Origin of the sequence: Nocardioides bruguierae, assembly GCF_023656415.1 — a bacterium.
Classification (GTDB): Bacteria; Actinomycetota; Actinomycetes; order Propionibacteriales; family Nocardioidaceae; genus Nocardioides; species Nocardioides bruguierae.
Genome location: NZ_JAMOIL010000027.1, coordinates 42478 through 67251 on the forward strand (window position 1 = coordinate 42478; position 24774 = coordinate 67251).

The following is a 24774-nucleotide window of genomic DNA, read 5'->3' on the forward strand; positions in this document are numbered from 1 at the left end:
GGAGGTCGAGGAAGGCGTAGTCCTGTCTCGAGACCACCGGTCGTCGAGGTGTGAGGAGCGTCAGCGACGAGCCTCGAGACGCCCGCACCCGACAAGCGACGTCAGCCCTGCTCTGCGTCCTTCTCCAGGGCGGCCTCGAGCCGCTCCCGCGCACCGTCGAGCCACCCCTGGCACGCGGTGGCGAGGCGCTCGCCCCGCTCCCACAGGGCCAGTGACTCCTCCAGCGTCGTGCCGCCGGCCTCGAGCCGACGCACGGTCTCGACGAGCTCCTCGCGAGCCTGCTCGTAGGTCAGGTCGCCGAGGCCGTCCTCGGCGGGGGCCTTCTTCGTCTCAGCCATCTGCGTCCTTCTGCGTAGTGCTGGTCTTCTCGGTGCCCGTGACGTCGGCGTGCACCCGGCCGTCGGCGACCCGCACCGACACCCGGCTCCCGGCGGCCACGGCGTCGACGGAGGACACGACGTGCCCGCCGTCGTCCTGGAGGACGGCGTAGCCGCGCCGCAGGGTCTCCAGGGGGGAGAGCGCCCGGGCCCGGGCGCGGTGGTGGTCGATCTCGTCGGCGGCGCGGTCGAGGCGGTGGCCCAGGCTGCGTCTGGCGCGGTCGCGCAGCGCGAGCAGCTCGCCCGCGCGCTCGTCCAGCAGGTAGCGGGGGTCGGCCATCGCGGGGCGGGAGCGCAGCGCGTCGAGGGTGTGCTGCTCGCGCTCGAGGCGGGCGGCGAGCAGGGTGCGCAGGCGCTCGCGGGACCAGGCGACGCCGGACAGCTCCTCCGCCACGTCCGGCACCACCCGCTTGGCCGCGTCGGTGGGGGTGGAGGCGCGCACGTCGGCGACGTAGTCGAGCAGCGGGGTGTCGGGCTCGTGGCCGATGGCGCTGACGACCGGGGTGCGCAGGGCATGGACCGTGCGCACCATGCCCTCGTCGGAGAACGGCAGCAGGTCCTCCACGGAGCCGCCGCCGCGGGCGACCACGATGACGTCGACCTCCGGGTCGTTCTCCAGCCGGCGCAGCGCCTCGATGACCTCGCCCGCGCAGCGGGTGCCCTGCATGGTGGCGTGGGCGACCTCGAAGGAGACGGCCGGCCAGCGGCGTCGGGCGTTCTCGAGCACGTCGCGCTCGGCGGCGCTGCCGGGCGCGGTGACCAGCCCGACCGTGCGCGGCAGGAACGGCAGGGGGCGCTTGCGGGCGGCGTCGAACAGGCCCTCGGCCGCGAGCAGCTGGCGGCGCTGCTCGAGCCGGGCCAGGAGCTCGCCGAGGCCCACCATCCGGATCTCGCGGGCCTCCAGCGAGAGCGTGCCGCGGGGCGCGTAGTAGGAGGGCTTGGCGTAGACGACGATGCTCGCGCCCTCGACCAGCGGCGTGGGCAGCGAGTCGACCGTGACGCGGCTGCAGGTGACGGTGACCGACAGGTCGGCCACCGAGTCGCGCAGCGTGAGGAAGACGCGGTTCATGCCCGGCCGCTTGCTCAGCTGGGCGACCTGGCCCTCCACCCAGACCGCGCCGAGCCGGTCGATGTAGCCCGACATCAGGTTGGCGATCTGACGCACGGGCGCCGGTGCGCTCGGCGAGGTCTCCAGGGGCATGGCGGCGAGGTTAGAGGACGCCACCGACGTCCCCCTACGATGAGGTCATGAGCACCGACATGGGGATGCCGCCGGTCCTGTCGCCCGAGGAGGCCGAGAAGCGCGTGCTGCTGGCCGCGCCGCGCGGGTACTGCGCCGGCGTCGACCGCGCCGTCGTCACCGTCGAGGAGGCTCTCGACCTCTACGGCCCACCCGTCTACGTGCGCAAGCAGATCGTGCACAACAAGCACGTCGTGGCCGAGCTGGAGAAGCGCGGCGCGATCTTCGTCGAGGAGATCCCGGAGGTGCCCGAGGGGGCCACGGTCGTCTTCTCCGCCCACGGCGTGAGCCCCGAGGTGCACCGCGAGTCGCTGGAGCGCAACCTCAAGACCATCGACGCGACCTGCCCGCTGGTCACGAAGGTGCACCACGAGGCGAAGCGCTTCGCGAACGACGACTACGACATCCTGCTCATCGGCCACGCGGGCCACGAGGAGGTCGAGGGCACCGCCGGCGAGGCGCCCGAGCACATCCAGCTCGTGGAGGGCCCGGACGACGTGGCGAACGTCGTCGTGCGCGACCCCGCCCGCGTCGCCTGGCTCTCCCAGACCACCCTGTCGCTGGACGAGACCATGGCGACCGTCGACGCGATCCGTGAGCGCTTCCCGCTGCTGCTGGACCCGCCGTCGGACGACATCTGCTATGCCACCCAGAACCGCCAGCTGGCGGTCAAGGAGATCGCCAAGGACTCCGACCTCCTCATCGTGGTCGGCTCCGGCAACTCCTCGAACTCCGTGCGGCTCGTCGAGGTCGCCCTCGAGGCCGGCGCCGGCGCGTCCTACCGCGTCGACGACGCCTCGGAGATCGACGAGGCCTGGCTCGACGGTGTCTCCACCGTGTCGGTCACCTCGGGTGCCTCGGTGCCCGAGGAGCTGGTCCAGGGCGTGCTCTCCTACCTCGCCGAGCGCGGCTACCCGGACGCCAAGGCCGTGCACTCCGCCGAGGAGTCCCTCGTCTTCGCGCTCCCCAAGGAGCTGCGTCGCGACCTCAAGGCCGCCAAGGCCGCTGCCGCCGCGCAGGACTAGGCTCGTCGGGTGGCACGCTTCGTCGACCTTCACCCCGAGAATCCGCAGCCCCGGCTCGTCCGGCAGGTCGTCGACGCCCTCCGGGACGACGACGCGCTGATCGCCTACCCGACGGACTCGGGCTACGCGCTCGGCTGCCGGCTGGGCAACCGGGACGGCCGCGACCGCATCCTCAAGATCCGTGGCCTCGACGAGCGCCACCACTTCACGCTGCTCTGCTCGGAGTTCAGCCAGCTCGGCCAGCTGGTGCACATCGACAACGCCGCGTTCCGGGCGATCAAGGCCTGCACGCCGGGCCCGTACACGTTCATCCTGCCGGGCACGCCCGAGGTGCCGCGTCGGCTGCTGCACCCGAAGAAGAAGACCGTCGGCGTGCGCATCCCCGACCACGTCGCCACGCAGGCGATCCTCGCCGAGCTGGGGGAGCCGCTGCTCTCCTCGACGCTGATCCTCCCGGGCGAGGAGGAGCCCCGGACCATCGGCTGGGACGTCAAGGAGGAGCTCGACCACGCCGTCGACATCGTCATCGAGGCCGGCGAGACCCCCGCCGTGCCGACCACGGTCGTGGAGTGGACCGACGGGTACCCCGAGGTGCTGCGCGAGGGCGCGGGGGACGTCAGCCGCTTCGAGTGACGGCCGTTCCCGGTGCCGCTACGGCACTGGGCGTGCGGCGGCTCAGGAGGCCGTCGGGTGCGGTCGCGGGTGCGTGTGCGACTTGCGCACCCTGTCCCGGACGTAGAGCACCGCGAGCGCCAGCGCGTAGCCCAGGACGAGCGGGAACGCGTGCATGCTCATGCCGGCGACGACGGCCTGCACGGCCCGGTCGTCGGCCTCGGCCAGGAACGCCGGGTCGATCAGGGCGGTGACGACCATCAGCCCGACCATCAGCCAGGGCGGGGCGCTGCCGACCACGAAGAAGTCGCCGGGGCGCACCAGCAGGGCCATGGCGATGCAGGCCAGCACGAACACGGTGTCGAAGAGCCAGCCGACGTCGGCGCCCCACCACAGGTCGAGGGCCAGCGCGGAACCGGTGGCGGCCGTGGCGAGGGCGGCGACCTGCCACCCGGGCTCGCGGCCCTCCTCCCACACCGTGCGTGCCGTCATCGTGAGTCCGCCTCGCGCATCTGGTCCTGGTCGCCGTGCTCCTCGGGACGCTCCAGCTGGACCGCCTCCAGCCCCACGCTAGGGCGGGTCTGGCCCGGGTGATCGGTGCCACGCCGTGCGACGGCCTGCAGGTCGACGGGGCGCGGGGAGGTCAGGTGCTCCTCCGTCACGCCCTGCTCCTCGAAGCGACGGGCGGAGACGAGCACCCGCGACTCCAGCGAGCCGATCGCGGCGTTGTAGTGCCCGACGGCGGCGTTGAGCGAGCGGCCGACCGAGTCGAGGTGGCCGCCGAGGGTGCCCAGGCGACGGTGCAGCTCGCGGCCCAGCCGGTGCACCTCGCGGGTCTGCTCGGCGAGCGCCTCGTGGCGCCAGCCCTGGGCGACGGTGCGCAGCAGGGCGATCAAGGTGGTGGGGGAGGCCAGCACGACCTGCTTGGCGGCGGCGTGCTCGAGCAGCGACGGGTCGGCCTCGAGCGCGGCGGCCAGCACCGACTCGGCCGGCAGGAACAGCACCACGAACTCGGGCGCGGAGTCGAGGGCCTCCCAGTAGCCCTTGGACGCGAGCTGGTCGACGTGCGTGCGCACCTGGCGGCCGTGCCGCCGCAGGTGAGCCTCGCGCTCGTCGTCCTCCTCGGCCGCGGTGGCGTCGAGGAAGCCCTCGAGGCTCACCTTGGCGTCGACCACGACGCTGCGCCCGCCGACGAGGTGCACGACGAGGTCGGGCCGCAGGGCGCCGTCCTCCAGGCGCACCTGCTCGGAGAAGTCCACCCGGTCCACCAGGCCGGCCAGCTCGACGGCGCGCCGCAGGTGCAGCTCGCCCCAGCGTCCGCGCACCTGCGGCTTGCGCAGGGCGGTGGCCAGCGAGGACGTCTCGCGGCGCAGCAGGTCGGTGGTGTGGCGCATGTCGAGCACCTGCTGGTGCAGCTGGCCCTGCCACGTGGCGCGGTTGTGCTCGAGGTCGCGCAGCTGGTCGCCGAGCCGCTCCAGACCCTCCTTGACCACGGCCGACTCCTCGACCCGTGCGGTCAGGGAGGCGACCACGTCGTCACCCGAGGACGAGCCCCGCTGGGCGCGTGCCAGCGACCAGCCGACGAGCACGCCGAGCAGCACCCCGACGAGCAGGGTGGTGGCGAGGATGAGCAAGGTGCCGACGTCCATGCGACCACCATGGCGGAGACCACCGACAGCCCACGGTCAGGCGCGCGGCCCCACCGCGCGGACCCACCGCCGCCACGCGGGCTGGGGCGCGAACCCGGCACCCCGCCACAGCGACTGGCCCAGGTCGTTGCCCTCCAGCACCATCGCGTCCAGGCGCGAGGCACCCAAGGCCTCCAAGCGCGTGGACGCGGCCTCCAGCAGGGCGGTCGCGACGCCCTGGCGGCGGGCGTCGGGGTGCACGGCCAGGCGGTAGAGGTGGGCGCGCCAACCGTCCCAGCCGGCGACGATGCTGCCGACCAACCGGCCCTCCGCCTCGGCCACCAGGCAGGCGTCCGGGTCGCGCTCCAGCAGCCGCTCGACGGCGGCCGCGTCGTCGACAGGGCGGCTGTCGTTCTCCGCCGCCACCTCCCACAGCGCCAGCAGCGCAGGGACGTCCGCGTGGGTCGCGGGGCGCAGGGCGACCATCGCGTCAGTCGGCGAGGTCGACGACCACGGGTGCGTGGTCGGAGGGAGCGCCGGCGAAGACGGCGGGGTCGCGCTCCTCGCGGTCCACGAAGGCGCCGGTCACGCGCGAGGCGAAGGCGTCCGAGCCGAGCACGAAGTCGATGCGCATGCCGCGGTTCCGCTCGAAGCGCTGCCGGTAGTAGTCCCAGTAGGTGTAGACCTCGGGGTCGGGCAGGTGGGGGCGGACGACGTCGGTCCATCCGTCACCGGTGAAGGCACCGAACGCGGCGCGCTCGGGCGGGGTCACGTGGGTGTCCTTAGCGAACGCCGTGATGTCGAAGACGTCGGTGTCCAGCGGGGCGATGTTCCAGTCGCCGACCAGGGCGGTCGGCTCGTCGCGCCAGGCGTCCGACGCCGTCTTGAGCCTCGCCAGCCAGTCGAGCTTGTAGTGGTAGTGCTCGTCGTCGGGCTTGCGACCGTTGGGCACGTACAGCGACCAGAGGCGGACGCCGCCGCAGACCGCGCCCAGCGCCCGGGCCTCGACGACCGGGTCGGCGCCGCCCTTGCCGAAGGCCGGCTGGCCGGCGAAGTGCTCGGTGACGTCGTCCAAGCCGACGCGGCTGATGATCGCCACGCCGTTCCACTGGTTGTAGCCGGACGCGGCCACCTCGTAGCCCTTCGCCTCCAGCCCCATCACGGGCAGCTGCTCGGGCTTGGCCTTGGTCTCCTGCACCGCCAGCACGTCGACGTCGTGGCGCTCGAGGAAGGCCTCGACACGGTCGATCCGGGTGCGCAGGGAGTTGACGTTCCAGGTCGCGATCCGCACGGGCGCACCCTAGTCCGGGCACGGTCGGCGGCCGGCGTCCGCCTGCGCCCTCGTCGTGCGTCCGGCGGGCGCTCGTCGTGCGCGTTGGGTGCTGGCGCGCCGCGCCCCTAGACTCGACGCCCGTGGCTCTCACCATCGGCATCGTCGGCCTGCCCAACGCCGGCAAGTCCACCCTCTTCAACGCCCTGACCAAGAACGACGTGCTCGCGGCGAACTACCCGTTCGCGACGATCGAGCCGAACGTCGGCGTCGTGGGCGTGCCGGACTCCCGGCTGCCGAAGCTGGCGGAGATCTTCTCCAGCGAGAAGATCCTCCCGGCGACGGTGGAGTTCGTGGACATCGCGGGCATCGTCCGCGGGGCCTCGCAGGGCGAGGGCCTGGGCAACAAGTTCCTCTCCCACATCCGTGAGTCCGCGGCGATCTGCCAGGTCACCCGCGTGTTCGAGGACGAGGACGTCACCCACGTCGACGGCGAGGTGAACCCCGGCAACGACATCTCGACCATCCAGACCGAGCTGATCCTGGCCGACCTGGAGACCGTCGAGCGTGCCGTCGTCCGTCTCGAGAAGGAGTCGCGCAAGGTCAAGGACCTCGTCGCGAACCTCGAGGCCGCCAAGGAGGCGAAGGAGGCGCTCGAGGCGGGCACCCCGATCATCGCCACCTCGATCGACCGCTCCCTGCTGCGCGAGCTCTCGCTGCTCACTGCCAAGCCCTTCATCTACGTCTTCAACTGCGACTCCGACGAGCTCGCCGACGAGCCGCTCAAGCAGAAGATGCGCGACATCGTCGCGCCGGCCGAGGCGATCTTCCTCGACGCCAAGTTCGAGGCCGAGCTCGCCGAGCTGGACGAGGAGGAGGCCGCCGAGTTCCTCGCCGACGCCGGCATCGCCGAGCCCGGCCTCGAGGTCCTCGCCCGCGTCGGCTTCGACACCCTGGGCCTGCAGACCTACCTGACCGCCGGCCCCAAGGAGACGCGGGCCTGGACGATCAGGAAGGGCGACACGGCCCCCGAGGCCGCCGGTGTCATCCACACCGACTTCCAGAAGGGCTTCATCAAGGCCGAGATCGTCTCCTTCGACGACCTGGTCGCCCACGGCACGATGGTGAAGGCCCGCGAGGCCGGCCGCGTCCGCATGGAGGGCAAGGACTACGTGATGCACGACGGGGACGTCGTGGAGTTCCGCTTCAACGTGTGAATCGGTGCGTTTCCGCAGTTCAGAGGGGGTGTGATCACTCCCAGTCCGCACAGAGTCCGCAAGAATTTCAGTAGCAATTGGCTCGACCGGGCTGTCTCGGAGGGTCCAGTACCTGGCCCGGCGGTCCCAGATGGCAGGTCCGTGACGTCAGCCCTTGAAGGTAGGCGCAGCCGCTGGACCAGCGGATCGCGGCGCGGGAATCCTTGAACGGCGAGCCGACTACATCGTCAGGGAATTGAAGGCGGGCTCGATCGACCACATGAGCGATGGCTCTCACCCTGCCCGACCGCGTGCCGGGCAGCCTTCGGCAGATGTGGAGCTGCACAGGTCAAGTGGTGTGGCCAGGCCCGATCGCTCTGGAGCGTCGACAACGCCAATCTGGTCGGTGGGAGCCGAGTCATCGCACCTCGTGGAGCATTACAGAGCTACCGTCTGTCTCCGCTCTGTACTCCAGGCCGCTGAGCCCGAGCAGGGCGACATCTGCATGTGACGCGGCGGCGATGATTCCGACTCGGTAGCTGGCCGTCCCGGAGGTCCAGACCTCGATCGGCTCGGAGCCGCGCGTGATCCGCAGCTCGACCGGCAACCTGCCCGCAGCCGGAGGCGGCGCCATCGGGGCGTGCAGCTCGACGGAGGTCGTGTGCTGCTCCAGCAGTTGCCGCAGCGGGCTCGTCGTCGGCGAGCGGCAGAACTCGACCAGGTCTTCGATCTCGCGCCGAGCAGCTGTGAACTCCGTCCTCCACCCGTCGATGTGCAGGCCGCGGAGCCAGTCGCGCACCTGCGACCAGTCCAGTCCGAGCGCGGTGGCACGACGACCGATCGCGTACGCGACCCGCCGTGACCGGATGCCGCTGGTGAGAAGGTTGAGGGCGATCGCAGTGTCGACCCCATACCGCACGAAGTACGCGAGGTCCTCGGGGAGCGCCTCGATGCCGCCCTGATCGACCAGGAGCTCGTTCGCCTGAGTGGTGACCACCCCAATTGTCCAGCTCAGAAAGTGCTCGAACGCGCCGCTGATCGCATCGACCGTCTGCTCGAGCCGCCACGACACGTCCGGCACTCCGGGCAGCATTCGCTGGGCCAGATCCGGCATGTTAAGGCCGGCCAGCCATCCGCCCAACGCATCGGCGACCGGGACGGCGATGGCTGTCCTGGCGCCGACGGTGGGCTTGAACTTCCACACCCCGGCGGCCTCGGGCAGCTGCAGAAGTGCGTCAAGAGCTCCGGAGCGGTCGAGGACGCGCATGGCTTCCTCAAGAGTCAGCGCCCGCAGGACGGGGCCGGCGGTTCCGTGCTCGTCGAGCTCCCCGAACAGCGTCCTGGCTTGGTCGGCGACGGTTAGCGCGATCTGCTCGACGCGTCGTGCGCTGGAAAGCGTCGTACCGGTCAGGGTCCAACGCAGCCGGCTCTCGTCGGGGGTTGCCTCGTACTGCTCGCGGACATACTCGGCGAAGGCCTTCCATCGAGCCGCGGTGGCCGGAGGCAGCTGCACGAACGCCAACAGCCCGTCGATCGCCCCAGCGAGGTCAGCGTCGGTGGCGACGGCGGCGAGCCGTTCCTGCGCGGACAGGACGAACCACACGTACGCCGCGAAGTCGGCGGCCTCCCCCTGCTCGACGGTGAACAGCGCGTCGGCCGTCGACGCGATGAGCGCCTCGACCTCCGCCAGGCGCTCGAGGGCCACCTCGGAGTTGAGCGTCGACAGGATTTCCAAGTCGCTGTCGGCGGGCTGGAGCTGGTCGAAGTCGCTGTCTCGGGCTCGCTTTTTCAGGCCGAGGATGATCCACCCCTCGGTCTCCTTACCCGCGCGGCCTGCACGGCCGACGGCGTTGAGCAGTCGCGGGCCATCGAGCTGCTGGCCGGGGTCTTGCCCCTCGTAGCGCGTCTCGCAGATCACCACGGTGCGCACCGGCAGGTTGACTCCGTCGGTCAGGGTGGAGGTGGCGAATATCGCCTGCAGCGTCTCGGCGCGCATGGCCTGCTCGAGCTCGTCGAGGACATCGATGGGGAGCCCCGCGTGGTGGTAGGCCACGCCGTGGCGGACGCAGTCGATCAGGGGGTGCTCAGCTCCGAGCCGCTCGACGAGGAACTCGCACAGGTCGCTGGTGGTGTGGGTGACGTCGAGCCGTGTGGTGAGCTCCTGCGCTGCGTTGCGGGCGTAATCGCGTCGCGACAGGATCATCAGCAGACTGCCGGCCCCGAGGAGCTCGCGCGCGGTCCTCGCGCACATCCGGTAGAACGCGTCGTACTCCTCCACGTCGGGCCTGCCGGTGCCGGGTGGGCGCATCTTGCGCACGAGATGCCCGATCGGGCTGTCCGCGGTCGTGACCAATCGATGCACGGTCCCCTCGACTGGTCGTACCCGTAGGTCAGCCGTGATCGGAAAGCGCTCGAGGTGGGTGAAGGTCGATGACTTTGACGGCAGCCGGTCGACGGCGCTGCCTTCAACTTGCGAGTACAGCAGCGCGTGCAGGCGACGCGGGCCCCGCCAGCCCGACGCGAACAGCGCTGCCTCCTGGGTCGGGTCGAGCCATGACGCGATCTGGTGGGCGTTGCCCATGACACCCGAGAGCAGCACGATGCGCGCGTCGGTGGTGGCGACCGCGGCGATCACGGTCTCCAGGAGGAGCCCTCGGCCGGGTTGGGCGAGCAGGTGGGCCTCGTCGATGACGAACATCGAGTACCGCTCGAGCACCGAGGTGGGGTCGTGGCGCAGCAGGTGGCTGAGCCGTTCGGGGGTCATCACCTCCACCGAGCCGTCGGCGGGCTCGCCGAGGAGGTCGAAGAACTCCTCGATGGTGACGTTGCCGAAGTCGGCGAAGTCGGCACCCAGACCCTTCTGGATAACCCGCATCCGCCCACTCAGCGCTTGACGCATCTCTCGTCCGAGGCTTCGCAGAGGCGTGACGTAGCAGACGTCGCCCGGCTGAGTGACTAGATGGTGGCAGATCAGCAACTGCGCGATCAGGGTCTTACCGGCGCTGGTGGGGACCGAGAGCAGCAGCCGCCGCGTCGTGGGGTCCAGCGGGTTTGCGGTGTTGCGGGTGAGCAGGTCACGCTGCGGCGGCCAGAGGGTCAGCACTGGAGGGGTTCCGATGGTGAACGCCTGAGCGACGATTGGGGGCGTGTCGTCAGGCAGCACGGCCCACACGCTCGAGGTTTCCATGCCGTCGGCGATGTGAAGCAGGTGCACGGCGACCCACCGTGCGTCGTGATCGCCTTGTCCTGCCTCCAAATTGACCACGGACCGCAGCGCGTCCCGCGCGGCCTGGAGGCGCTCGCGGTCTCCGTAGCGTAGGAAGACCATGAGGTCGCTGACGGCCTGGGTCACGGCCTCAGCCGGGCCGAACATCGTCGACGCGAGGGAGTCCTGGTTGAGCAGGGAACGCATCGAGGTGATCTCGTCTCGCCACTGCCTCAGCAGGATCTGGATACGCCGCACGTCCAGCCCGAGGAACGCGACCCCGGCACGCAAGGCCATCGTGGCCAGGCTCCGCGGAAGGTGTACGAGTGCTTCGGCGTCTCCGGGGTCCCTAGTGTGGTCGGTGTCGGACCACTGGGCATCGGCATCCGGGGTACCGGTCTCGTCGGTCTCGGACTGGGGCTGGTCCAGGTGGAGGTTGACGCGGCGCCATATCGCTGTCGCGTTGGGCTCCAGGTCTCCTCGGCGGTAGCCGACTTGTGCGCCGAAGGCCAAGGTAAGCTGGTCGTGAATCGTTCGGCCCGGACCATTCAACGCCAGGTCGAAGATGTGCGCGGAGACGGCGAAGGCGCGCTGCTGTCGCGCCGGGGTATACATGTCCCCGGCTTGTTCTGCCGACGCGACGCCGTGTAGGTACCAAGCCGTGCGGAGAAGATCGTCATCGACGTCGGTCGGCTCGATGAAAGTGCGGACCTCAACCTCGGCGATGAGCGCGGTGAGCTCCTCGACGGTGGGTAGGACTCCCGGGGTGTGTTGCCCGATAGCCTCGGCGAGAATCTCGGGGTTCAGAGCACGGTCCACAAGTACCCCCGCACGTCCTTCGCGATCTCCAAGAGGTCCTCCACGGCGAGGAGCAGACCCTCGAGTTGTCCGGGCTTGTCGAACCCGGGGAACTGCTTGCCCATCGTGGTGAAGCACGTGTTGGGCGGGGGAGTAGTCGCAGACGCCACCCCGACGCCTGCTCCGGCGCGCTCGTGGCTCTCAAGCCAGAACTCGACGAGCTTGCTGCACAACTCGCCGACGGGGCCTTCGGCCGTCGAGTAGATCGAGACCTGCTGCGCTAGGTACCGCATGGCCTTGGTTCGCAGCTGGACGTAGGCGGTGCTGACGGTTGAGGAGACCGGCCCGGCAGCGGTGTGCTTCTTCAGCTCCCACAGGCGGTAGTGGTGCTCGTCGGTCACAGTCTCGCGGAAGACGATGAACCCGTCGGCGCCTGGCTCGGTGACGTTGAACTTCGGGGGCTCCAGCACGACGGGGGTTCGCGCGGGGTCGACCGTCTCGGAGGCGTGGAGGTACCACATCCACTCCGCCACGTGCCCGACGAGATGGTCCTCGCTCTTGCCCGTGGGCGGCAGGCCGAAGACGCTGTCTACGAACGCGGCTACGACCTCGCGGTCGGTGCCGGTCAGCTTCACGCCGGCGAGCGCGGCGGCGCGCCAGGTCGAGTAGACGATCGAATTGCCGCCGCGGTATTTCATCGCCGCCTCCGCGATAACCCACGCGACTGCCGCTCGCTCGACTGGGGACAGCCCGACCGCGGTGCCGAGGTGCCAGGTGCACTTCTGGGTCGTCGGTGGAGCCTTCTGGGTGATGGTGAGGAATTTGGTCAGCTTGCCGTCATGGGCAACAGTCTCGGCCTCCGCGGCGGACGCGGTCACTGCCGGGACGTAACTCGTCGTCGTGGTTGAGGTCGCGCTCGGTGCCGACGTTGCACCAGCCAAGGTGTCATCTCCCCTCGCATAATCACGATGGCGGGCCCCGCGACCCGGATCGACGTGGCCGCGGCGTTGTCGCGTTGTCGCCAGCGGGAGTCCCGGCTGGCCGTGAGACCCATCCTGTCACATTCGCCCGCACGATTGCAGAAATATTCTTGCTTATCTGTTGGACGTATGTCTATCGTCGTCCCGTGAACTCCGTAGCGGACATTGGCGCAATGCTGCAGCTCGTGCGCGTAGCGCGTGGATTTACGCAGGATGCGCTCTCCAACGCCACCGGGATCTCGCAGGCCGTGCTGTCGAAGGCCGAGAGCGGGATTGTCGCGCTCGACGACGCCCGGCTTGCCCTAGTCGCTGAGGTTCTTGAGGTGCCGATCGATCGGTTCCTCGACGGGGCTCCCGCCGGCGGCGTACTGAGCGCATGCGCTTTCCACCGCAAGCGGGCGAGCCTGCCGGTCTCCGATGCCAAGCGAATCCGCGCGATCCTCGATTTGACCGGCCTAGAGGTCGCCGCCGTCCTCTCTGATGTCGAACCGCATGTCAGCGTCCCGCGCGAGACTCCGTCGGACGACGGCTGGACCACGCCCGCTGACATCGCCTACGACATCCGCGAAGCTGCAGGGCTCGGTAACGATCCGATCCCCGATCTGGTCGGTGTCGTGGAGTCCCTCGGCGCCGTGATCTTGGTCCGCGATCTCCAGGCGACCAAGATCGATGCCATCGGCTCATGGCCCGAGGGGTACCGGCCTCTGTTCCTGCTCAACGCGTCCTCGCCGGCCGACCGGCGCCGCTTCACCCTCGCGCACGAGTTCGGACACGCCGTGATGCACTCCGAGCCACGGACTGACCAGGAGCGCGAAGCTGACCAGTTCGCCAGCGAGCTGCTTCTTCCTGCTGCCGGTGTGCGCGACGACCTCGTGAATCTCGACCTGGGCAAACTCGCGCTGCTGAAGCGGAAGTGGGGCGCGTCCATGGCAGCACTGGTCCGCAAGGCCCGCGATGTCGGGACCATCACGGAGAACGAGTACAAGAAGTTGAACATCGAGCTCTCGACGGCCGGCTACAGACTCAAGGAGCCGGTGGATCTGCCATTAGAGCAGCCCTCACTGATGATGCAACGTCTCCGTTCGCGCCTTGAGAATGGTGCAACCGTCGAGGACCTGGCGCGCCTCACCCATATGCTGCCCAATAAGTTTCACACTGCATATCTGCAGGAGGCCTCGTGAGCACCTCGATCCAGTCACCCTCCGGCGATGGCAACGTCGGCGGACTTTCCCAGCCGGACGCCGGCGATTCGGTCGCGGCGCCGACGGCTGTCCGCCGACCAGGGCGACCGCAGGGGGGAGACGCGACTGCCGAGAGCGAGGCGTCTACCGTCGAGCCCAGCCTCGGGGAAAGGTCCCATCGCGAGTTCGGTCGGCAGCAGACATCTACGCACGGCAGCCGGCTCGTCCTTAAGGAGTCGCCGCCCCCTCCCCGCGGTGCTCCCTCCGGCGCCGCGCCCGCGGCAGGCAAGACGAGCAGCTCGGCCACGAGGCGGACTCCCGCGCCCTCCGTCGCGCCTGAGTACACCGGAGCCCGGCGGCGTATCCACGGGCGCGTCTTGGTGCTCATCGGCGAGGACGCCGAGCACTACGTCGACGTCGTCAACGACGCGTGCTCTGGGCTCGTGATCGGTGGCAAGAGTGCCCTCGAGGAAGTGCGCCGCATGGCCCACTCCCATCCGGACCGGGTGCTTGCCGTAGACCCATGGCTGTCGGAGAAGGGCTACGCGAGCGAGGAGGCGCCGTTCGTTCTTGAGGTGGCCGATGAAGACGCCCCCGCACTCCTGCCTGCGCCCACGCTCGAGGAGTACCTGCAGGCGCAAATCGGGGCAGGCGCGACCTTCGCCACCACTCCGACAGGCGTTATGCGCGCCGGTGACCGACGGTCGCTCAAGAAGGCGATCAGACAGGTCAACGACCTCGATCGTGACGACGTGGTGTTCTACGCGCCGCTTGAGCTTGCCTGGTTCACTTCCGCCAATGTCAACGGGCTCATCGGTGTCCTCGCTGCGTGCAAGCACCCCGTCGCGATCGCGCTGGCCGACAGCAACGGCGACCCCTACACCAAGGTGCTCCCAGCGCTGAGGTCTGTGGTGGCATCGCTGCCGTACGGGATGATCTGGCGGTCCGACCTCGCTGGCCTGGACCTCCTGGCGCACGGAGCGAAGGCCGCGAGCATTGGCGTGTTGCCCGCCAAGCGCGCCGCGAAGGTGCCCGACAGCATCCGCAGGGCCTCGGACAAGACCGACAGGCGGCCGCAGGTACTGCGGCCTGAACTGCTTCGCTACGTGCGCACCAGCTACATGCGCGACGAGTGGTACGCGGCGACCGAGCCGCCGCTCTGCTGGTGCCAGGTTTGCGACGGCCGAGAGATCGACCGCTTCAGTCAGACCACCGAATCGCGTCTTGAGGCTCACCGCCACAATGCGGTGACGCTGGTCGCGCTGATCGAAGATGTGGGGAACCTCGTCGGAGACAAGAACTGGTGGCGCGACTTAGCCCGCGACGCAGTGGCCGAGCACACTGTGCTCGGTGGACTGCTCGGGCGGAAGGTGGAGCCGCCGGCCAGCGTAGACGCCTTCGCCGACGCCTGAACGGCTCCATCCCGGGCCGCCATGGCCCCGTCATTTGCCTGCCGTGGGTGTAAGCGTTCTGCAGTGTCTCTTTGTCGTGCCGGATGCGCTGCAGCGACTTGCGCCGAGCTATTCGGAGGCGAGGTCGACGCTGTGCGACATTGCGTCGAGTGCTGACTCTGCGAAATGCCAGGAGGCTACCGTCTCCCTGGTAGGCCTGAAAGGCGCGGGGTGTATCAGCCACCTGAGGCTCTCCGGCCCATCGATCATCGTGGCCAGACCGATCCCGTAGTAGCGAGCTTCCATGACGGCATGGTCCAGATCCGCAGCGTCGCTGGTGAGCACGGCGTAGCGCGAGCAGTACGACGCGAACTGGCCGGCCTGGCTCAAACCGTCTGACCACCTGGCGGCGCAGACCCCGGCACGCAGCACTCGGATCGGGCTCACGGCGCGACGAACGACGACGTCATTGGTGTAGTCGATGCATCCGGCGGGTGCGGCCGTCAGCGTGCGGATGGTACGTCTATCGAGGGCCTGGATAGGCACAGGAAGGTCGACCGGCAATGTCAGCAACGCCTCAAGGAGCGCCTTGTTCAGGATGGCACCGAGGCCGGTCGCTGCGCGCCGCTCGATCTCGTCCAAGACAGGGTCCATCTCCAGGACGGCCCGCGTCCGCCGCGCCGGGGCCGACACACGCCACGCCGCCGCGGAATCGTTGGCAGAGGCGGCGCGCAGTACGTCGACCGTCATCGACGAATCAACTGTGCTTCAGTCAGCAGCGGGCCTGACACGAGTGTCTGGGCGATGCGTGATCGAGCTTGCATCGTGCGCTTCATCGCTCTCACCTCGCACATAGTCGATGCCGATTGGGGTGACGTTATCGCAGGAACGAGTTCAGCCCGTCGACGGGGAGTCGGTCGGGCGTTGTAGGCGACCGTGACCGGGGCGTCGGGCACCCAGCCGTCCAGCTCGGGGTCGTCGCTCTCGCCGACCTCCTCGTTGCGCAGCGCCTTGAAGACGCGCTGGATGGTGGAGATCGCGAGGGCCGTCGACTCCTGCATCGGGCCTCGGTTGAGCCGGTTCACGTTGTAGAGCTCGGTGAACCGGCGGCCGTCGTCGGGGGTGCGGTAGTTCTCGAACTCGGCCATCGTCTGCTTGGCCAGGTTGTTGCGGTCGACCAGGAACAGGATGCGGTCGAAGCCGCCGAACTTCAGCAGCCGGTAGGACAGCGTCACGGCCGCGTAGGTCTTGCCGGCACCGGTCGCCATCTGCACGAGACTCCGGTCGTAGCGCTGCTCGCGCAGGCTCTGCTCGACAGCGTTGATCGCCTCGATCTGCGCTGGCCGTAGGGGAGTGGTGTCGAGCGTCGGCATCGCGGTGACCTTGCCTCGCCAGGTGGGGTGTTCCTCGCCCTTCCTTCGCAGGGTCTTGGCGAGGGTGGCCGCCTTGGGGAAGTTGAAGATCCGGCGAGCCCGCGGCTCGGGGTCGAAACCGTTGGTGAAGTGGGTCTCGGTGCCACTGGCCTCGAAGGCGAACGGGAGCCGGCCGTCCTTGGTCTGGGCCGCCAACCTGACATCGGCCGGCAGGCCTTCGGCGTACATCGCGGACTGCCACTCGACACCCGACAGGGGAGTGCCCTCAGGCTTGGCCTCGATCACACCGACGACCCTCTGGTCGACGTAGAGCAGGTAGTCGGCTCGACCGTGTCCTGTCGCCATCGTCGCCTCGCGGCGCGCGACGCCCTGGGCCGCGAACAAGTTGAGCGACCTGCTGTCCTGCACCGACCAGCCCGCGTCGGTGAGCTGGCGGTCGATGAGCACACGGGGACGCGCTTCCGCAGCAAGGCGGGTGGCGTCGTCCCCGAGGTTCATGATGCCTCGTAGGTTATGCGCTACGGACTGGTGTCATGGCACTTCCAGAGACTGACCTGCACCGCATCCGGCTCTGGGCGCGGGCGCGGGTGCCCGAGCACCTGTGGGACCAGGTCAAGGTCGAGGCCGACGTTTCCGACGCCACGTCGACATCGTCGAGGTGCGGCCACCGTGGGACGGCGTCGGCGAGGACGCCCGGTTCCCGATCGCGCGCCTGCGCTACACGAAGTCGTCCGGCCAATGGGCGATCTACTGGCGTGATCGCAACCTGAAGTTCCACGAGTACAAGCGCAAGCGCCCGACCAAGAACGTCCAGGCGCTCCTGGACCACATCGGAACCAGCGGTGACCCGATCTTCTGGGGCTGAGGAGGCGGGAAGGTCAGATGTCGGCTTCCGGTAGAGGTCGTTCTCACACTGCCCGGCGCGGCTGTGCGCTGCACAGACAAGACGTAGCCGCTGACGGGCGAGGGTTCATGTGCCAGAATCGCACACATGAGTGACCTTGACGCCCACACGCTTGGCGCCCGCGTTCGCGAAGCTCGAATGCGCGCCGGTCTTCGTCAGGATGAGCTCGCCTCGCGGGTGGGCTTCTCGGGACACTCCGTAATTGCGAAGATTGAGACAGGCGCACGGAAGGTCAGCGCCCTCGAGCTCTCCGACATTGCGGCTGCTATGGGCGTGCAGATGATCGATTTCTTCGAGGAACCGACCCCCGCGATTGTTTCTCACCGCACGAGCCGGACTCCGGACGCTACCGACTCAACGATTGATGCACGGCTTGCGCTCCTTGCTCAGGACGTCGAGTTCGTCGACTCTCTCGCCGATGGGGCTTTGGGATTCGACCGAGCGCCCGAAGAGCAGACTCCCCCTACTACGGTTGAGGAAGCCGAAGACCTTGCGGCTCACGCGCGAGAACTGCTTGGCCTCACGCCGAACGATCCGATCCCGCACCTAGTCGAGACCGTCGGACTGGTCGGCCTCCTCGCGTTCTCCGCGGACGTCGGTAAGGATCTTGCGGACGCAGGAACGGTGTTGCTGCGGCGTGGGGGAGTTGCCTTTGTCAATAGCCATGCGGACGTCGGCCGCAGACGCCTAGCCCTCGCGCACGAGTTCGGGCACTACCTCTGCGCCGATGATTACACCGTCGACTGGCGAGTCGACGCATATGAGCCAAAGACGGCGCCTGTAGAGGCGCTGCTCGACCAGTTCGCCCGCACCTTGCTGCTACCCGCAGAGGCACTGACGAATGCATGGGCCCAGCGCTTCGAAGAACACGGACCGCGGAGGGCAGCCGCCTGGTTTGCACATCACTACCGCATCGACATGGCCACCCTCGCTCGGCGGCTCCGAGAACTCGGCCTCGCCGATCACGAGACAGCTGGGATCGTGCGCTCGCATCGCACCACTAGAGCCGACATTCTCGAACTCGACCTGTACGTCCCGGCCGAAGAGATGGCTGGGACGACCGTGCCCCGTACCTACGAGAAAGCGGTCCTGCGCCTAGTTGGCAGCGAGCTCATCAGCCGAGAGCGGGCCCTAGATCTATTGCTAGGCACGCTGAACGACGATGATCTACCTGTTCCCAGAACTCGCCGCGAGGACGAGATCTGGAAGTTCGTCTCCTGATGACCCCAGGCGCCGACGCCTGGGTTTTTGACACCGGTCCGCTCAGGCACTTCGCGCTCAGCGGTTGGCTGGGCGTCTTGAAGTTTCTCGCCGGAGGCCGTCCAGTCCTCATGCCAGACGTTGTTGAGCGAGAACTGCGGCGACAGACGGAGGAGGTCCGGGCGGTCGGTCAGGTCCTCGACGCCGACTGGATTCATGTGTTTTCTTCATCCGACCCCTCCTACATGGCGAAGTTCGCTGGATACGCGCGCCGCCTCGTCGCCGACGGCAAGAACGAAGGCGAGTGCGGTGTTCTTGCGATGGGCGCCACCTTCGGGAGCGAGATGGTGATTGACGACAGCACTCCTAGGGAAGTCGCGGAGACGGAGGGCTTGCGGGTCACGGCGACCGTTCCGATCCTGTGTGATGCGATTCGCGCCAAACAGCTGACACTTTCGATGGTGGAACACGTGGCGGACGAACTCCTTGCGAACGAGTACTACCTGCCGTTCGGTCCAGGAGGGTTTCGTCGGCACGTGCTCGAACACGGGCTGCTGGACTACGACGAGACGACCTGACTGAGTTCACAGGGAGCAGTCGTTGAGTGGTGCCCGGGTGCGGCCGGGGGTCGGATCAGCTCGCAACGCATGAGCCGTAGTTGTCTCCAACGGCAAGCCCGGGCCGTGTTCGCGTTCCACGTCGACAGTGACGCGGAATCTGTGCGTCGCCAGCGGTCCGCAAGTAGTCCGCAAGAAGTTCGGCCGAGACCGATTCTGGCCGACGACGTCCAACGGTCTCGCGAACGCGTTTCCGCAGGTCAGGCCGCTTTCTTCGGCTTCAACCGGCGATGACCAACAGTAGCCGAAGCCCCGCGTGATCGTTCCGCTTCAACGTCTGAGTCGTCCAGGACACGGTCGCGTCCCACGTGCCGACCGCGCCGCTCGGCGCGCGTGCCGCACGGGCAGATACTGAGCCCATGACCGACACCCGTCCCGCAGACGCCGAGAACGTCGTCCTCCGTGGCACCCTGACGGCCCCCGACGCGCAGGTGGCGACCCTGGTCGAGACCCACATGCCCCGGCACGTGGAGCTGAGCCTCGCCGAGCCCGGCTGCCTCCACTTCGAGGTGACGCCCGCCGCCGCGCCGCTCACCTGGGAGCTCTCGGAGCGGTTCGTCGACACCGCGGCCTTCCGCGCCCACCAGGCGCGCGGTGCTGCGAGCGAGTGGGCGACGGTGTCGGCCCTGCTGTCCGAGGACTTCCGGATCACCGGCCTGACGGACTGAGCCTCACCACGGCGTCGCAGGCGGCTCGTCGAGCGCCGGCTCGACCTCGATGCCGGGGGAGACCTCGTCGGCCAGACGACGCAGCAGCACCTGCTGCTGGTCCCAGTGTCGTCGACGCCAGGCCGGGCCGGGGTCGTCGGCGAGGTCCTGGTAGGCCCGGGCCCACGCGAGGGCGTCCTCGATCAGTCCACGCGAGGCCCCGAGCCAGGCCCGGAGCACGTCGACGTCGTCGCTGAGGTGGCCCTCGCCGTCCCAGAACGGCCCGGCGTGCCGCAGCGCGCGGAGCCGCAGGGGCCCCACCACGACCTCGTCGTCCTCGTCGGGCGTGCCGGGTCCCCCGGCGGGGAGACTGCTGTGACGCTCGGTCTCTGTCCGGTTCGTCATGACACCCATGCAAGCAGAGGTCGCCCACCCCGGCTACGGTGGCGCGATGACGAGGACCGACCAGGCCGCTCTCCGGCTCGCCGCCGCCCCGCCGGAGGTGTTCGCCGCGCTCGTCGGCCGCGAGGCCCTCGAGGCCTGGTTGCCGCCTGCGGGGATGACCGGCCGGTTCGAGCACTTCGACCCCCGCACCGGCGGCTCGTACCGCCTCGTCCTGGCCTACGACGACGGGGGCCAGGGCGCGCAGCAGGGCAAGACGACGGCCGGCTCGGACGTGGTGGAGGCCCGCTACGTCGAGGTGGAGCCCGGCGCCCGCGTGGTGCAGGCCGTCGACTTCGTCAGCGACGACCCCGCGTTCGCGGGCACGATGACGATGACCTGGGAGGTCGCTCCCCGGGGCGACGGCACCCTGGTGCGGGTGCGGGCCGAGGACGTGCCGGCGGGCATCGACGCCGAGGTCCACACCGCCGCCCTGGCGTCCTCCCTGGACAACCTGGCGCGCCACCTCGGCGAGGCCCACGTCGTGCTGCGCGGCGTCCTGGTCTGCCGGGACGAGTCCGAGACCAGGGTCGTCACCGACCACCTCGACGAGCACGTCGCCCTGACGCGCGCCGAGCCCGGGTGCCTGGACTTCGCCGTGCACCCCGGCGCCGAGCCGCGCACCTGGAGCGTCGCCGAGCGGTTCGTGGACGCCGACGCCTTCCGGGCGCACCAGGCCCGCATCGCGACCAGCGCGTGGGGCGCGGCGACGGCCGGCATCGAGCGGCGCTACGAGGTCACCGGGCTCGACGGCTGAGGAGGCGATGGCCCGTCCGGGCCATCGCGGCGGCCGGCCCGGAGATGGCCCGTCCTGCCGACGCGCGGGGCCCTCCTCGGGAGCGAGGCTGAACGCGTTCCGACACACGGTCGGGGCGCCACACCTCACGAGGAGTCAGTCATGCCGCTCATCCAGGTAAAGGTCATCGAGAACGTCTTCAGCGACGACCAGAAGCAGGCGATGATCCGCCAGCTCACCGACGCGCTCGTCGCCATCGAGGGCGAGAACATGCGCCCGGTCACGTGGTGCGTCGTCGAGGAGGTGCGCAGCGGCAGCTGGGGCATCGCCGGCAACCCGCTCAGCACCGGGGACGTGCACGCGCTGGCCGCCGGCGCCGGGGTCTGACCCCCCGGTCCCGGGAGACGCCCGGCCGAGGAAGGGACGCGGCGCCCCGCCGCGTCCTCGCCGATACTCGACCCGTGACGTCGTTGGACTCCGCGCACGCGGCGCTCGCGGCCGGGTCCTGGGCCGCGGCCCGGGCGGCCTACCGCGCCGTCGCGGACGCCACCTCCGACCCGGTGGCCCTCGAGGGCCTGGCCCAGGCCGCGTGGTGGTTGGACGCCGGGGAGGAGTGCGTCAGCGCCAGGGAGGCCGCCTACCGCGGCCACCGGGCGGCGGGCGACCGGCTGGGGGCGGCCCGTGCCGCCACCAGCCTCGCCTGGGACACCGTGCTCTTCGGCTACGGCGAGGCGGTCGCCACGGGCTGGTGGGACCGCGCGGGGTCGCTGCTCGACGACCTCCCGGAGGCGCCCGAGCACGGCTGGCACGCCGTCCGTGACGCGGAGCTCTCGCTCGAGGTGCATCACGACCCCGCGCGGGCCATGGCCGCCGGGGCACGGGCGCGGGGCGTGGGCCGGGCCCTCGGCGTCGAGGACCTCGAGATGGCCGGCCTCGCCATGCTCGGGCTGGCGCTGTGCCACCGCGGCGACGTGGCCGAGGGGATGCGTCGGCTGGACGAGTCGGTCGCCGCCGCCACCTCGGGCGACGTCGAGGACCTCATGTGGATGGGCAAGATCTGCTGCTGGCTCATCGCCGCCTGCTCCCAGCACGGCGACCTCTCGCGGGCCGCCGACTGGTGCCGCCGCGTCGAGGCGCTCTCGCGCGAGCGCGACATGGCGCCGCTGTTCCAGGCCTGCCGCACGCAGTACGGCCTCGGTGCAGGTCGCGCGCGGGGCCTGGGACGAGGCGGACCGGCAGCTCTCCGGGGTGCTGGCGCAGCTGGCCGACTCCCGTCGCAGCACCCGCCTCGCCGCGGCGGTGCAGCTCGGCGAGCTACGGCGCCGCCAGGGGCGCTGGGACGAGGCGCTCGCGCTATTCGGTCAGGCGGAGTTCGTGCCTGCGGCGATCGCCGGTGCGGCCTGGATCCGCATGGCCCGCGGGGACGCCGCCGGCGCGTGGCGAGCCGTCGAGCCGCTGCTGCGGCGCCTGCCCGCCGACGCCGGGCCCTCGCGCCTCGCCGTCCTGCCGCTCGCGACCGACGTCGCCCTCGCCGTCGGCCGCAGGACGACGGCGCAGGACCTGGCCGACGAGCTCGGCCGGGTCGCCGAGCAGACCGGTGCGACCACGCTGCGCGCCACGGCCGAGACGCTGGCGGCGAGCCTGGCACCCGCAGCCGGCGCCGTCGCCCTGCTGGGCGAGGCCGTGCAGCGGCTGCACACCGAGGGGCTGCCCTACGACGAGGCCCGCGCCAGGCTGTCGCTGGCCGAGGCCCTCCGGTCGGTGGGCGACACCGCAGCCGCCTGCCACCACCTCGCCCGCGCCACCGAGGTGCTCACCGCGCTCTCGGCCGAGCGGGAGCTGGACCGGGCCCATCGGCTGGAGGCCGTGCTCCGGGATGACCCCGCGAGCGGCATCGGGCCCTCGGCGGTGACCGGGGCCGGGGTGAGCGCCCCGGGACCAGTGACGGACAGCCCGCTGTCGTCCCGGGAGACGGAGGTGCTCGTCCTCGTGGCCCAGGGGCTGAGCAACCACGACATCGCCGCACGGCTGGTGCTGAGCGAGCACACGGTGCACCGCCACGTCGCCAACATCCTGGTGAAGCTCGACCAGACCTCGCGCACCGGCGCTGCCGCCCACGCCCTGCGGGCCGGGCTGCTCTGAGCCAGGCCTGTCGCCTGTCGGTGCAGCGCCGCATGATGGGCGCCATGACGACCTACTCGGGCAAGGAGTTCGAAGGCGCGACCTTCGAGCGGGCCAGCCTCCGCGGTGCCACGGTGCGGTTCTCCGACCTGACGGGGGTGAAGATCCGCGAGAGCGACGTGGGTGGCCTCGACATCGACAGCCACGACCTGTTCTTCGGCTCGCTGGTCGTCAACGGCGTGGACGTCGTCCCGCTGGTCGACGCGGAGCTGAACCGGAGGTTCCCCGGGCGCGAGCTGCAGAAGGCGCAGAGCCCCGAGGGCCTGCGCAAGGCGTGGGTCGCGGTCCAGGACGCCTGGGCCGCGATGGTCTCCGCCACCCCGCGCGAGCAGTGGGACGTCCAGGTGGACGGGGAGTGGTCGCTCGCGCAGACGCTGCGCCACCTCGTCCTCGCGACCGACGCGTGGCTGGGGCGCGGGGTGCTGCGCGTGCCGCAGCCCTGGCACCCCGTCGGGCAGATCTTCACCGGCGCCGCCGAGATGGGGTTCGACGTCTCGGTCTTCCGGGAGCCGGTCGACCACGAGGAGGTCCTCGCCGTGCGGGCCGAGCGGCAGCAGCAGGTGACAGAGTTCCTCGCCACCGCGACGCCGGCGCTGCTCGCCGAGGAGCGGGACAACCCCTGGGACGAGGACGGCACCGGCGACTGGCACCCCACCGTCGGCGACTGCGTGCGTGTGATCCTGGAGGAGGAGTGGGCGCACCTGCGCTACGTCACGCGTGACCTCGCGACGCTCACCCCGCCGGCCGGGTCCTGAGCAGGTGCCACGCCTCCACCTGGTGACTGACCTCGCGGCCGAGCCGCGGGCCTGCTTCGACCTCAGTCTTTCCGTCGACCTGCACACCGCGTCGATGGCCGCCTCCGAGGAGCGGGCCGTCGCCGGCGTGACCAGCGGGGTCATGGGGCCGGGTGAGACAGTCACCTGGCGGGCACGTCACTTCGGCTGGACGTTCACCATGACGTCCGAGATCAGCGAGCACGACCCGCCTCACCGGTTCGTCGACCGGCAGGTGCGCGGGCCGTTCGGTCGCTGGTGGCACGAGCACGCCTTCGAGGCCGTCCCCGGCGGCACCCGGATGACCGACCGCGTCGACTACGCCGCGCCGCTGGGTCCCCTCGGCAGGGCGGTCGACGCCCTCGTCCTGGCTCGCTACCTCATCCGGCTGCTCGAGGAGCGCAACGCGCACCTCGTGCGGGAGCTGGGACCGCTCCATCGGTGAGGCACGCTCTCACCTGGTGAGGAGGCCTGGCGGTCAGTCGGGAGCGACGGGCTCGCCGTCCGCTGCGACGACCTCCGCCGGCGCCAGGGCTCGGGCGATGGTCACCTGGCGGGTCCAGAACTCCCGCTCGTCCTTCTTCTTGCGCCGCATCCAGACGGTGAGCTCGAGGTTGCCCTTGCTCGCGTTGCACGAGCGGCAGGCGGGCACGACGTTCTCCAGCGTGTAGCGCCCGCCGCGCGAGATCGGCAGCATGCAGTCCTTCTGGAGCGCGCCGTCGTCGCCGGTGTCGCAGTACGCGCACCCGTCCCAGGCCTCGCGCAGCGCGGCCCACTGGGCCGGGGTGAGGTCGTTGACGACCAGCGCCTTGCGTCGCGCCCGGCGCCGGGAGTAGCGGGCGCTCTTCGTGCGGGACGGCATGGGCGGGAGCCTAGGGAGTGTCTGGTTATTCGCGTAGCCAGATGGTGATGGTGCGGAGCACGACGCCGCCTCGGTAGACGACAGCCAGCTTGTCGTAGCGGGTGGCGATCCCTCGCCACTGCTTGTGGTCGTTGAAG

Annotated in this window: 26 protein-coding genes and 1 pseudogene; 14 read left to right on the top strand and 13 right to left on the bottom strand. The window is 70.0% G+C overall.

The genetic code is table 11. From position 1 onward, the window contains the following. Positions 1–101: 101 nt before the first annotated feature. Entirely contained in the window at positions 102–338 is a 237-nt protein-coding gene (locus tag M8330_RS17235; protein WP_250828331.1) for an exodeoxyribonuclease VII small subunit, read from the bottom strand. After that, positions 331–1578: an exodeoxyribonuclease VII large subunit gene (gene xseA, locus M8330_RS17240; protein ID WP_250828332.1), complete on the bottom strand. Its 1248-nt coding sequence runs from the start codon at positions 1576–1578 to the stop codon at positions 331–333. The genes M8330_RS17235 and xseA overlap by 8 nt, the downstream gene beginning before the upstream one ends. A 47-nt stretch (positions 1579–1625) precedes the next feature. Between xseA and M8330_RS17245 the strand changes: the two genes are divergently transcribed. Continuing rightward, on the top strand, positions 1626–2642 hold the full coding sequence (locus M8330_RS17245; protein ID WP_250828333.1) for a 4-hydroxy-3-methylbut-2-enyl diphosphate reductase: 1017 nt from the start codon (positions 1626–1628) through the stop codon (positions 2640–2642). 9 nt (positions 2643–2651) lie between these two features. Further along, positions 2652–3275 carry an L-threonylcarbamoyladenylate synthase gene (locus tag M8330_RS17250; protein ID WP_250828334.1) on the top strand — a complete coding sequence of 208 codons (624 nt, stop codon included), beginning with the start codon at positions 2652–2654 and terminating at the stop codon, positions 3273–3275. Positions 3276–3317: 42 nt separating this feature from the next. On the opposite strand, the gene M8330_RS17255 is transcribed toward M8330_RS17250, so the two are convergent. The 4 genes from M8330_RS17255 to M8330_RS17270 are packed head-to-tail and all read right to left on the bottom strand — an operon-like array spanning position 3318 to position 6173. Further along, positions 3318–3746, bottom strand: a complete 429-nt coding sequence (locus tag M8330_RS17255) for a DUF6542 domain-containing protein (RefSeq protein WP_250054305.1) — start codon at positions 3744–3746, stop codon at positions 3318–3320. Next, entirely contained in the window at positions 3743–4903 is a 1161-nt protein-coding gene (locus tag M8330_RS17260; protein ID WP_250828335.1) for a DNA recombination protein RmuC, read from the bottom strand. The genes M8330_RS17255 and M8330_RS17260 overlap by 4 nt, the downstream gene beginning before the upstream one ends. Before the next feature lie 36 nt (positions 4904–4939). Next, positions 4940–5368 (bottom strand): GNAT family N-acetyltransferase, encoded by a 429-nt coding sequence (locus M8330_RS17265; RefSeq protein ID WP_250828336.1) that lies wholly within the window; start codon positions 5366–5368, stop codon positions 4940–4942. Positions 5369–5372: 4 nt separating this feature from the next. Then, positions 5373–6173 (bottom strand): exodeoxyribonuclease III, encoded by an 801-nt coding sequence (locus tag M8330_RS17270; RefSeq protein ID WP_250828337.1) that lies wholly within the window; start codon positions 6171–6173, stop codon positions 5373–5375. A 122-nt stretch (positions 6174–6295) separates the two neighbouring features. On the opposite strand from M8330_RS17270, the gene ychF reads away from it, so the two are divergent. Then, positions 6296–7369, top strand: coding sequence for a redox-regulated ATPase YchF (gene ychF, locus M8330_RS17275; RefSeq protein ID WP_250054295.1), 1074 nt, complete (start codon positions 6296–6298; stop codon positions 7367–7369). A gap of 397 nt (positions 7370–7766) precedes the next feature. Here the strand turns inward: ychF and M8330_RS17280 are convergent, their stop codons facing one another. Beyond that, complete coding sequence (locus M8330_RS17280; RefSeq protein WP_250828338.1) at positions 7767–11372, bottom strand: DEAD/DEAH box helicase; 3606 nt, start codon at positions 11370–11372, stop codon at positions 7767–7769. Then, on the bottom strand, positions 11357–12229 hold the full coding sequence (locus tag M8330_RS17285) for a hypothetical protein (protein WP_250828339.1): 873 nt from the start codon (positions 12227–12229) through the stop codon (positions 11357–11359). The genes M8330_RS17280 and M8330_RS17285 overlap by 16 nt, the downstream gene beginning before the upstream one ends. A gap of 248 nt (positions 12230–12477) precedes the next feature. Here M8330_RS17285 and M8330_RS17290 point away from each other — a divergent pair, with 248 nt between their 5' ends. Both M8330_RS17290 and M8330_RS17295 read left to right on the top strand, forming a co-directional pair. Further along, complete coding sequence (locus tag M8330_RS17290; protein WP_250828340.1) at positions 12478–13512, top strand: helix-turn-helix domain-containing protein; 1035 nt, start codon at positions 12478–12480, stop codon at positions 13510–13512. A gap of 377 nt (positions 13513–13889) precedes the next feature. Then, on the top strand, positions 13890–14924 hold the full coding sequence (locus tag M8330_RS17295; RefSeq protein WP_250828341.1) for a hypothetical protein: 1035 nt from the start codon (positions 13890–13892) through the stop codon (positions 14922–14924). Between the two features lie 108 nt (positions 14925–15032). On the opposite strand, the gene M8330_RS17300 is transcribed toward M8330_RS17295, so the two are convergent. Both M8330_RS17300 and M8330_RS17305 read right to left on the bottom strand, forming a co-directional pair. After that, positions 15033–15653 carry a hypothetical protein gene (locus M8330_RS17300; protein WP_250828342.1) on the bottom strand — a complete coding sequence of 207 codons (621 nt, stop codon included), beginning with the start codon at positions 15651–15653 and terminating at the stop codon, positions 15033–15035. Further along, positions 15650–16774: a DEAD/DEAH box helicase family protein gene (locus tag M8330_RS17305; RefSeq protein WP_250828343.1), complete on the bottom strand. Its 1125-nt coding sequence runs from the start codon at positions 16772–16774 to the stop codon at positions 15650–15652. Before M8330_RS17305 ends, M8330_RS17300 begins: the two co-directional genes overlap by 4 nt. 160 nt (positions 16775–16934) lie before the next feature. Here M8330_RS17305 and M8330_RS17310 point away from each other — a divergent pair, with 160 nt between their 5' ends. The 4 genes from M8330_RS17310 (at position 16935) to M8330_RS17325 (ending at position 19665) form a co-directional block, all read left to right on the top strand. After that, positions 16935–17141 carry a DUF3024 domain-containing protein gene (locus tag M8330_RS17310; RefSeq protein WP_250828344.1) on the top strand — a complete coding sequence of 69 codons (207 nt, stop codon included), beginning with the start codon at positions 16935–16937 and terminating at the stop codon, positions 17139–17141. A 126-nt stretch (positions 17142–17267) separates the two neighbouring features. After that, entirely contained in the window at positions 17268–18401 is a 1134-nt protein-coding gene (locus M8330_RS17315; RefSeq protein WP_250828345.1) for a helix-turn-helix domain-containing protein, read from the top strand. Beyond that, the gene (locus M8330_RS17320) at positions 18401–18958 is read left to right on the top strand and encodes a PIN domain-containing protein (protein WP_250828346.1); all 558 of its coding nucleotides are present in this window, start codon (positions 18401–18403) and stop codon (positions 18956–18958) included. Before M8330_RS17315 ends, M8330_RS17320 begins: the two co-directional genes overlap by 1 nt. A gap of 398 nt (positions 18959–19356) precedes the next feature. Further along, complete coding sequence (locus M8330_RS17325) at positions 19357–19665, top strand: putative quinol monooxygenase (RefSeq protein WP_250828347.1); 309 nt, start codon at positions 19357–19359, stop codon at positions 19663–19665. 3 nt (positions 19666–19668) lie between these two features. On the opposite strand, the gene M8330_RS17330 is transcribed toward M8330_RS17325, so the two are convergent. Next, positions 19669–20049, bottom strand: a complete 381-nt coding sequence (locus M8330_RS17330) for a hypothetical protein (RefSeq protein ID WP_250828348.1) — start codon at positions 20047–20049, stop codon at positions 19669–19671. A 46-nt stretch (positions 20050–20095) separates the two neighbouring features. On the opposite strand from M8330_RS17330, the gene M8330_RS17335 reads away from it, so the two are divergent. The 5 genes from M8330_RS17335 to M8330_RS17355 all read left to right on the top strand — a co-directional run bounded on the left by M8330_RS17335 (position 20096) and on the right by M8330_RS17355 (position 24220). After that, entirely contained in the window at positions 20096–20842 is a 747-nt protein-coding gene (locus tag M8330_RS17335; protein WP_250828349.1) for an SRPBCC domain-containing protein, read from the top strand. Between the two features lie 141 nt (positions 20843–20983). Continuing rightward, the gene (locus M8330_RS17340) at positions 20984–21208 is read left to right on the top strand and encodes a tautomerase family protein (protein ID WP_250828350.1); all 225 of its coding nucleotides are present in this window, start codon (positions 20984–20986) and stop codon (positions 21206–21208) included. A gap of 810 nt (positions 21209–22018) precedes the next feature. Then, positions 22019–22963: a LuxR C-terminal-related transcriptional regulator gene (locus tag M8330_RS17345; protein WP_250828351.1), complete on the top strand. Its 945-nt coding sequence runs from the start codon at positions 22019–22021 to the stop codon at positions 22961–22963. A 44-nt stretch (positions 22964–23007) separates the two neighbouring features. Continuing rightward, positions 23008–23757: a DinB family protein gene (locus M8330_RS17350; RefSeq protein WP_250828352.1), complete on the top strand. Its 750-nt coding sequence runs from the start codon at positions 23008–23010 to the stop codon at positions 23755–23757. A gap of 22 nt (positions 23758–23779) precedes the next feature. Beyond that, positions 23780–24220 (top strand): SRPBCC family protein, encoded by a 441-nt coding sequence (locus tag M8330_RS17355; RefSeq protein ID WP_250054284.1) that lies wholly within the window; start codon positions 23780–23782, stop codon positions 24218–24220. 33 nt (positions 24221–24253) lie between these two features. Here the strand turns inward: M8330_RS17355 and M8330_RS17360 are convergent, their stop codons facing one another. Next, positions 24254–24637 carry an HNH endonuclease gene (locus M8330_RS17360; RefSeq protein WP_250828353.1) on the bottom strand — a complete coding sequence of 128 codons (384 nt, stop codon included), beginning with the start codon at positions 24635–24637 and terminating at the stop codon, positions 24254–24256. Between the two features lie 25 nt (positions 24638–24662). Continuing rightward, positions 24663–24774: pseudogene (locus M8330_RS22730) on the bottom strand (IS5-like element ISMt1 family transposase); the annotation flags it as partial.

Bases quoted from the DNA above. Each gene is read 5' to 3' on its own strand.
- M8330_RS17325 (WP_250828347.1), top strand. From the start codon at position 19,357: ATGACCGACACCCGTCCCGCAGACGCCGAGAACGTCGTCCTCCGTGGC.
- M8330_RS17300 (WP_250828342.1), bottom strand. From the start codon at position 15,653: ATGACGGTCGACGTACTGCGCGCCGCCTCTGCCAACGATTCCGCGGCG.
- M8330_RS17305 (WP_250828343.1), bottom strand. From the start codon at position 16,774: ATGAACCTCGGGGACGACGCCACCCGCCTTGCTGCGGAAGCGCGTCCC.
- M8330_RS17330 (WP_250828348.1), bottom strand. From the start codon at position 20,049: ATGACGAACCGGACAGAGACCGAGCGTCACAGCAGTCTCCCCGCCGGG.
- M8330_RS17320 (WP_250828346.1), top strand. From the start codon at position 18,401: ATGACCCCAGGCGCCGACGCCTGGGTTTTTGACACCGGTCCGCTCAGG.
- M8330_RS17255 (WP_250054305.1), bottom strand. From the start codon at position 3,746: ATGACGGCACGCACGGTGTGGGAGGAGGGCCGCGAGCCCGGGTGGCAG.
- M8330_RS17350 (WP_250828352.1), top strand. From the start codon at position 23,008: ATGACGACCTACTCGGGCAAGGAGTTCGAAGGCGCGACCTTCGAGCGG.
- xseA (WP_250828332.1), bottom strand. From the start codon at position 1,578: ATGCCCCTGGAGACCTCGCCGAGCGCACCGGCGCCCGTGCGTCAGATC.
- M8330_RS17335 (WP_250828349.1), top strand. From the start codon at position 20,096: ATGACGAGGACCGACCAGGCCGCTCTCCGGCTCGCCGCCGCCCCGCCG.
- M8330_RS17340 (WP_250828350.1), top strand. From the start codon at position 20,984: ATGCCGCTCATCCAGGTAAAGGTCATCGAGAACGTCTTCAGCGACGAC.
- M8330_RS17260 (WP_250828335.1), bottom strand. From the start codon at position 4,903: ATGGACGTCGGCACCTTGCTCATCCTCGCCACCACCCTGCTCGTCGGG.
- M8330_RS17235 (WP_250828331.1), bottom strand. From the start codon at position 338: ATGGCTGAGACGAAGAAGGCCCCCGCCGAGGACGGCCTCGGCGACCTG.
- M8330_RS17315 (WP_250828345.1), top strand. From the start codon at position 17,268: ATGAGTGACCTTGACGCCCACACGCTTGGCGCCCGCGTTCGCGAAGCT.
- M8330_RS17360 (WP_250828353.1), bottom strand. From the start codon at position 24,637: ATGCCGTCCCGCACGAAGAGCGCCCGCTACTCCCGGCGCCGGGCGCGA.
- M8330_RS17265 (WP_250828336.1), bottom strand. From the start codon at position 5,368: ATGGTCGCCCTGCGCCCCGCGACCCACGCGGACGTCCCTGCGCTGCTG.
- M8330_RS17245 (WP_250828333.1), top strand. From the start codon at position 1,626: ATGAGCACCGACATGGGGATGCCGCCGGTCCTGTCGCCCGAGGAGGCC.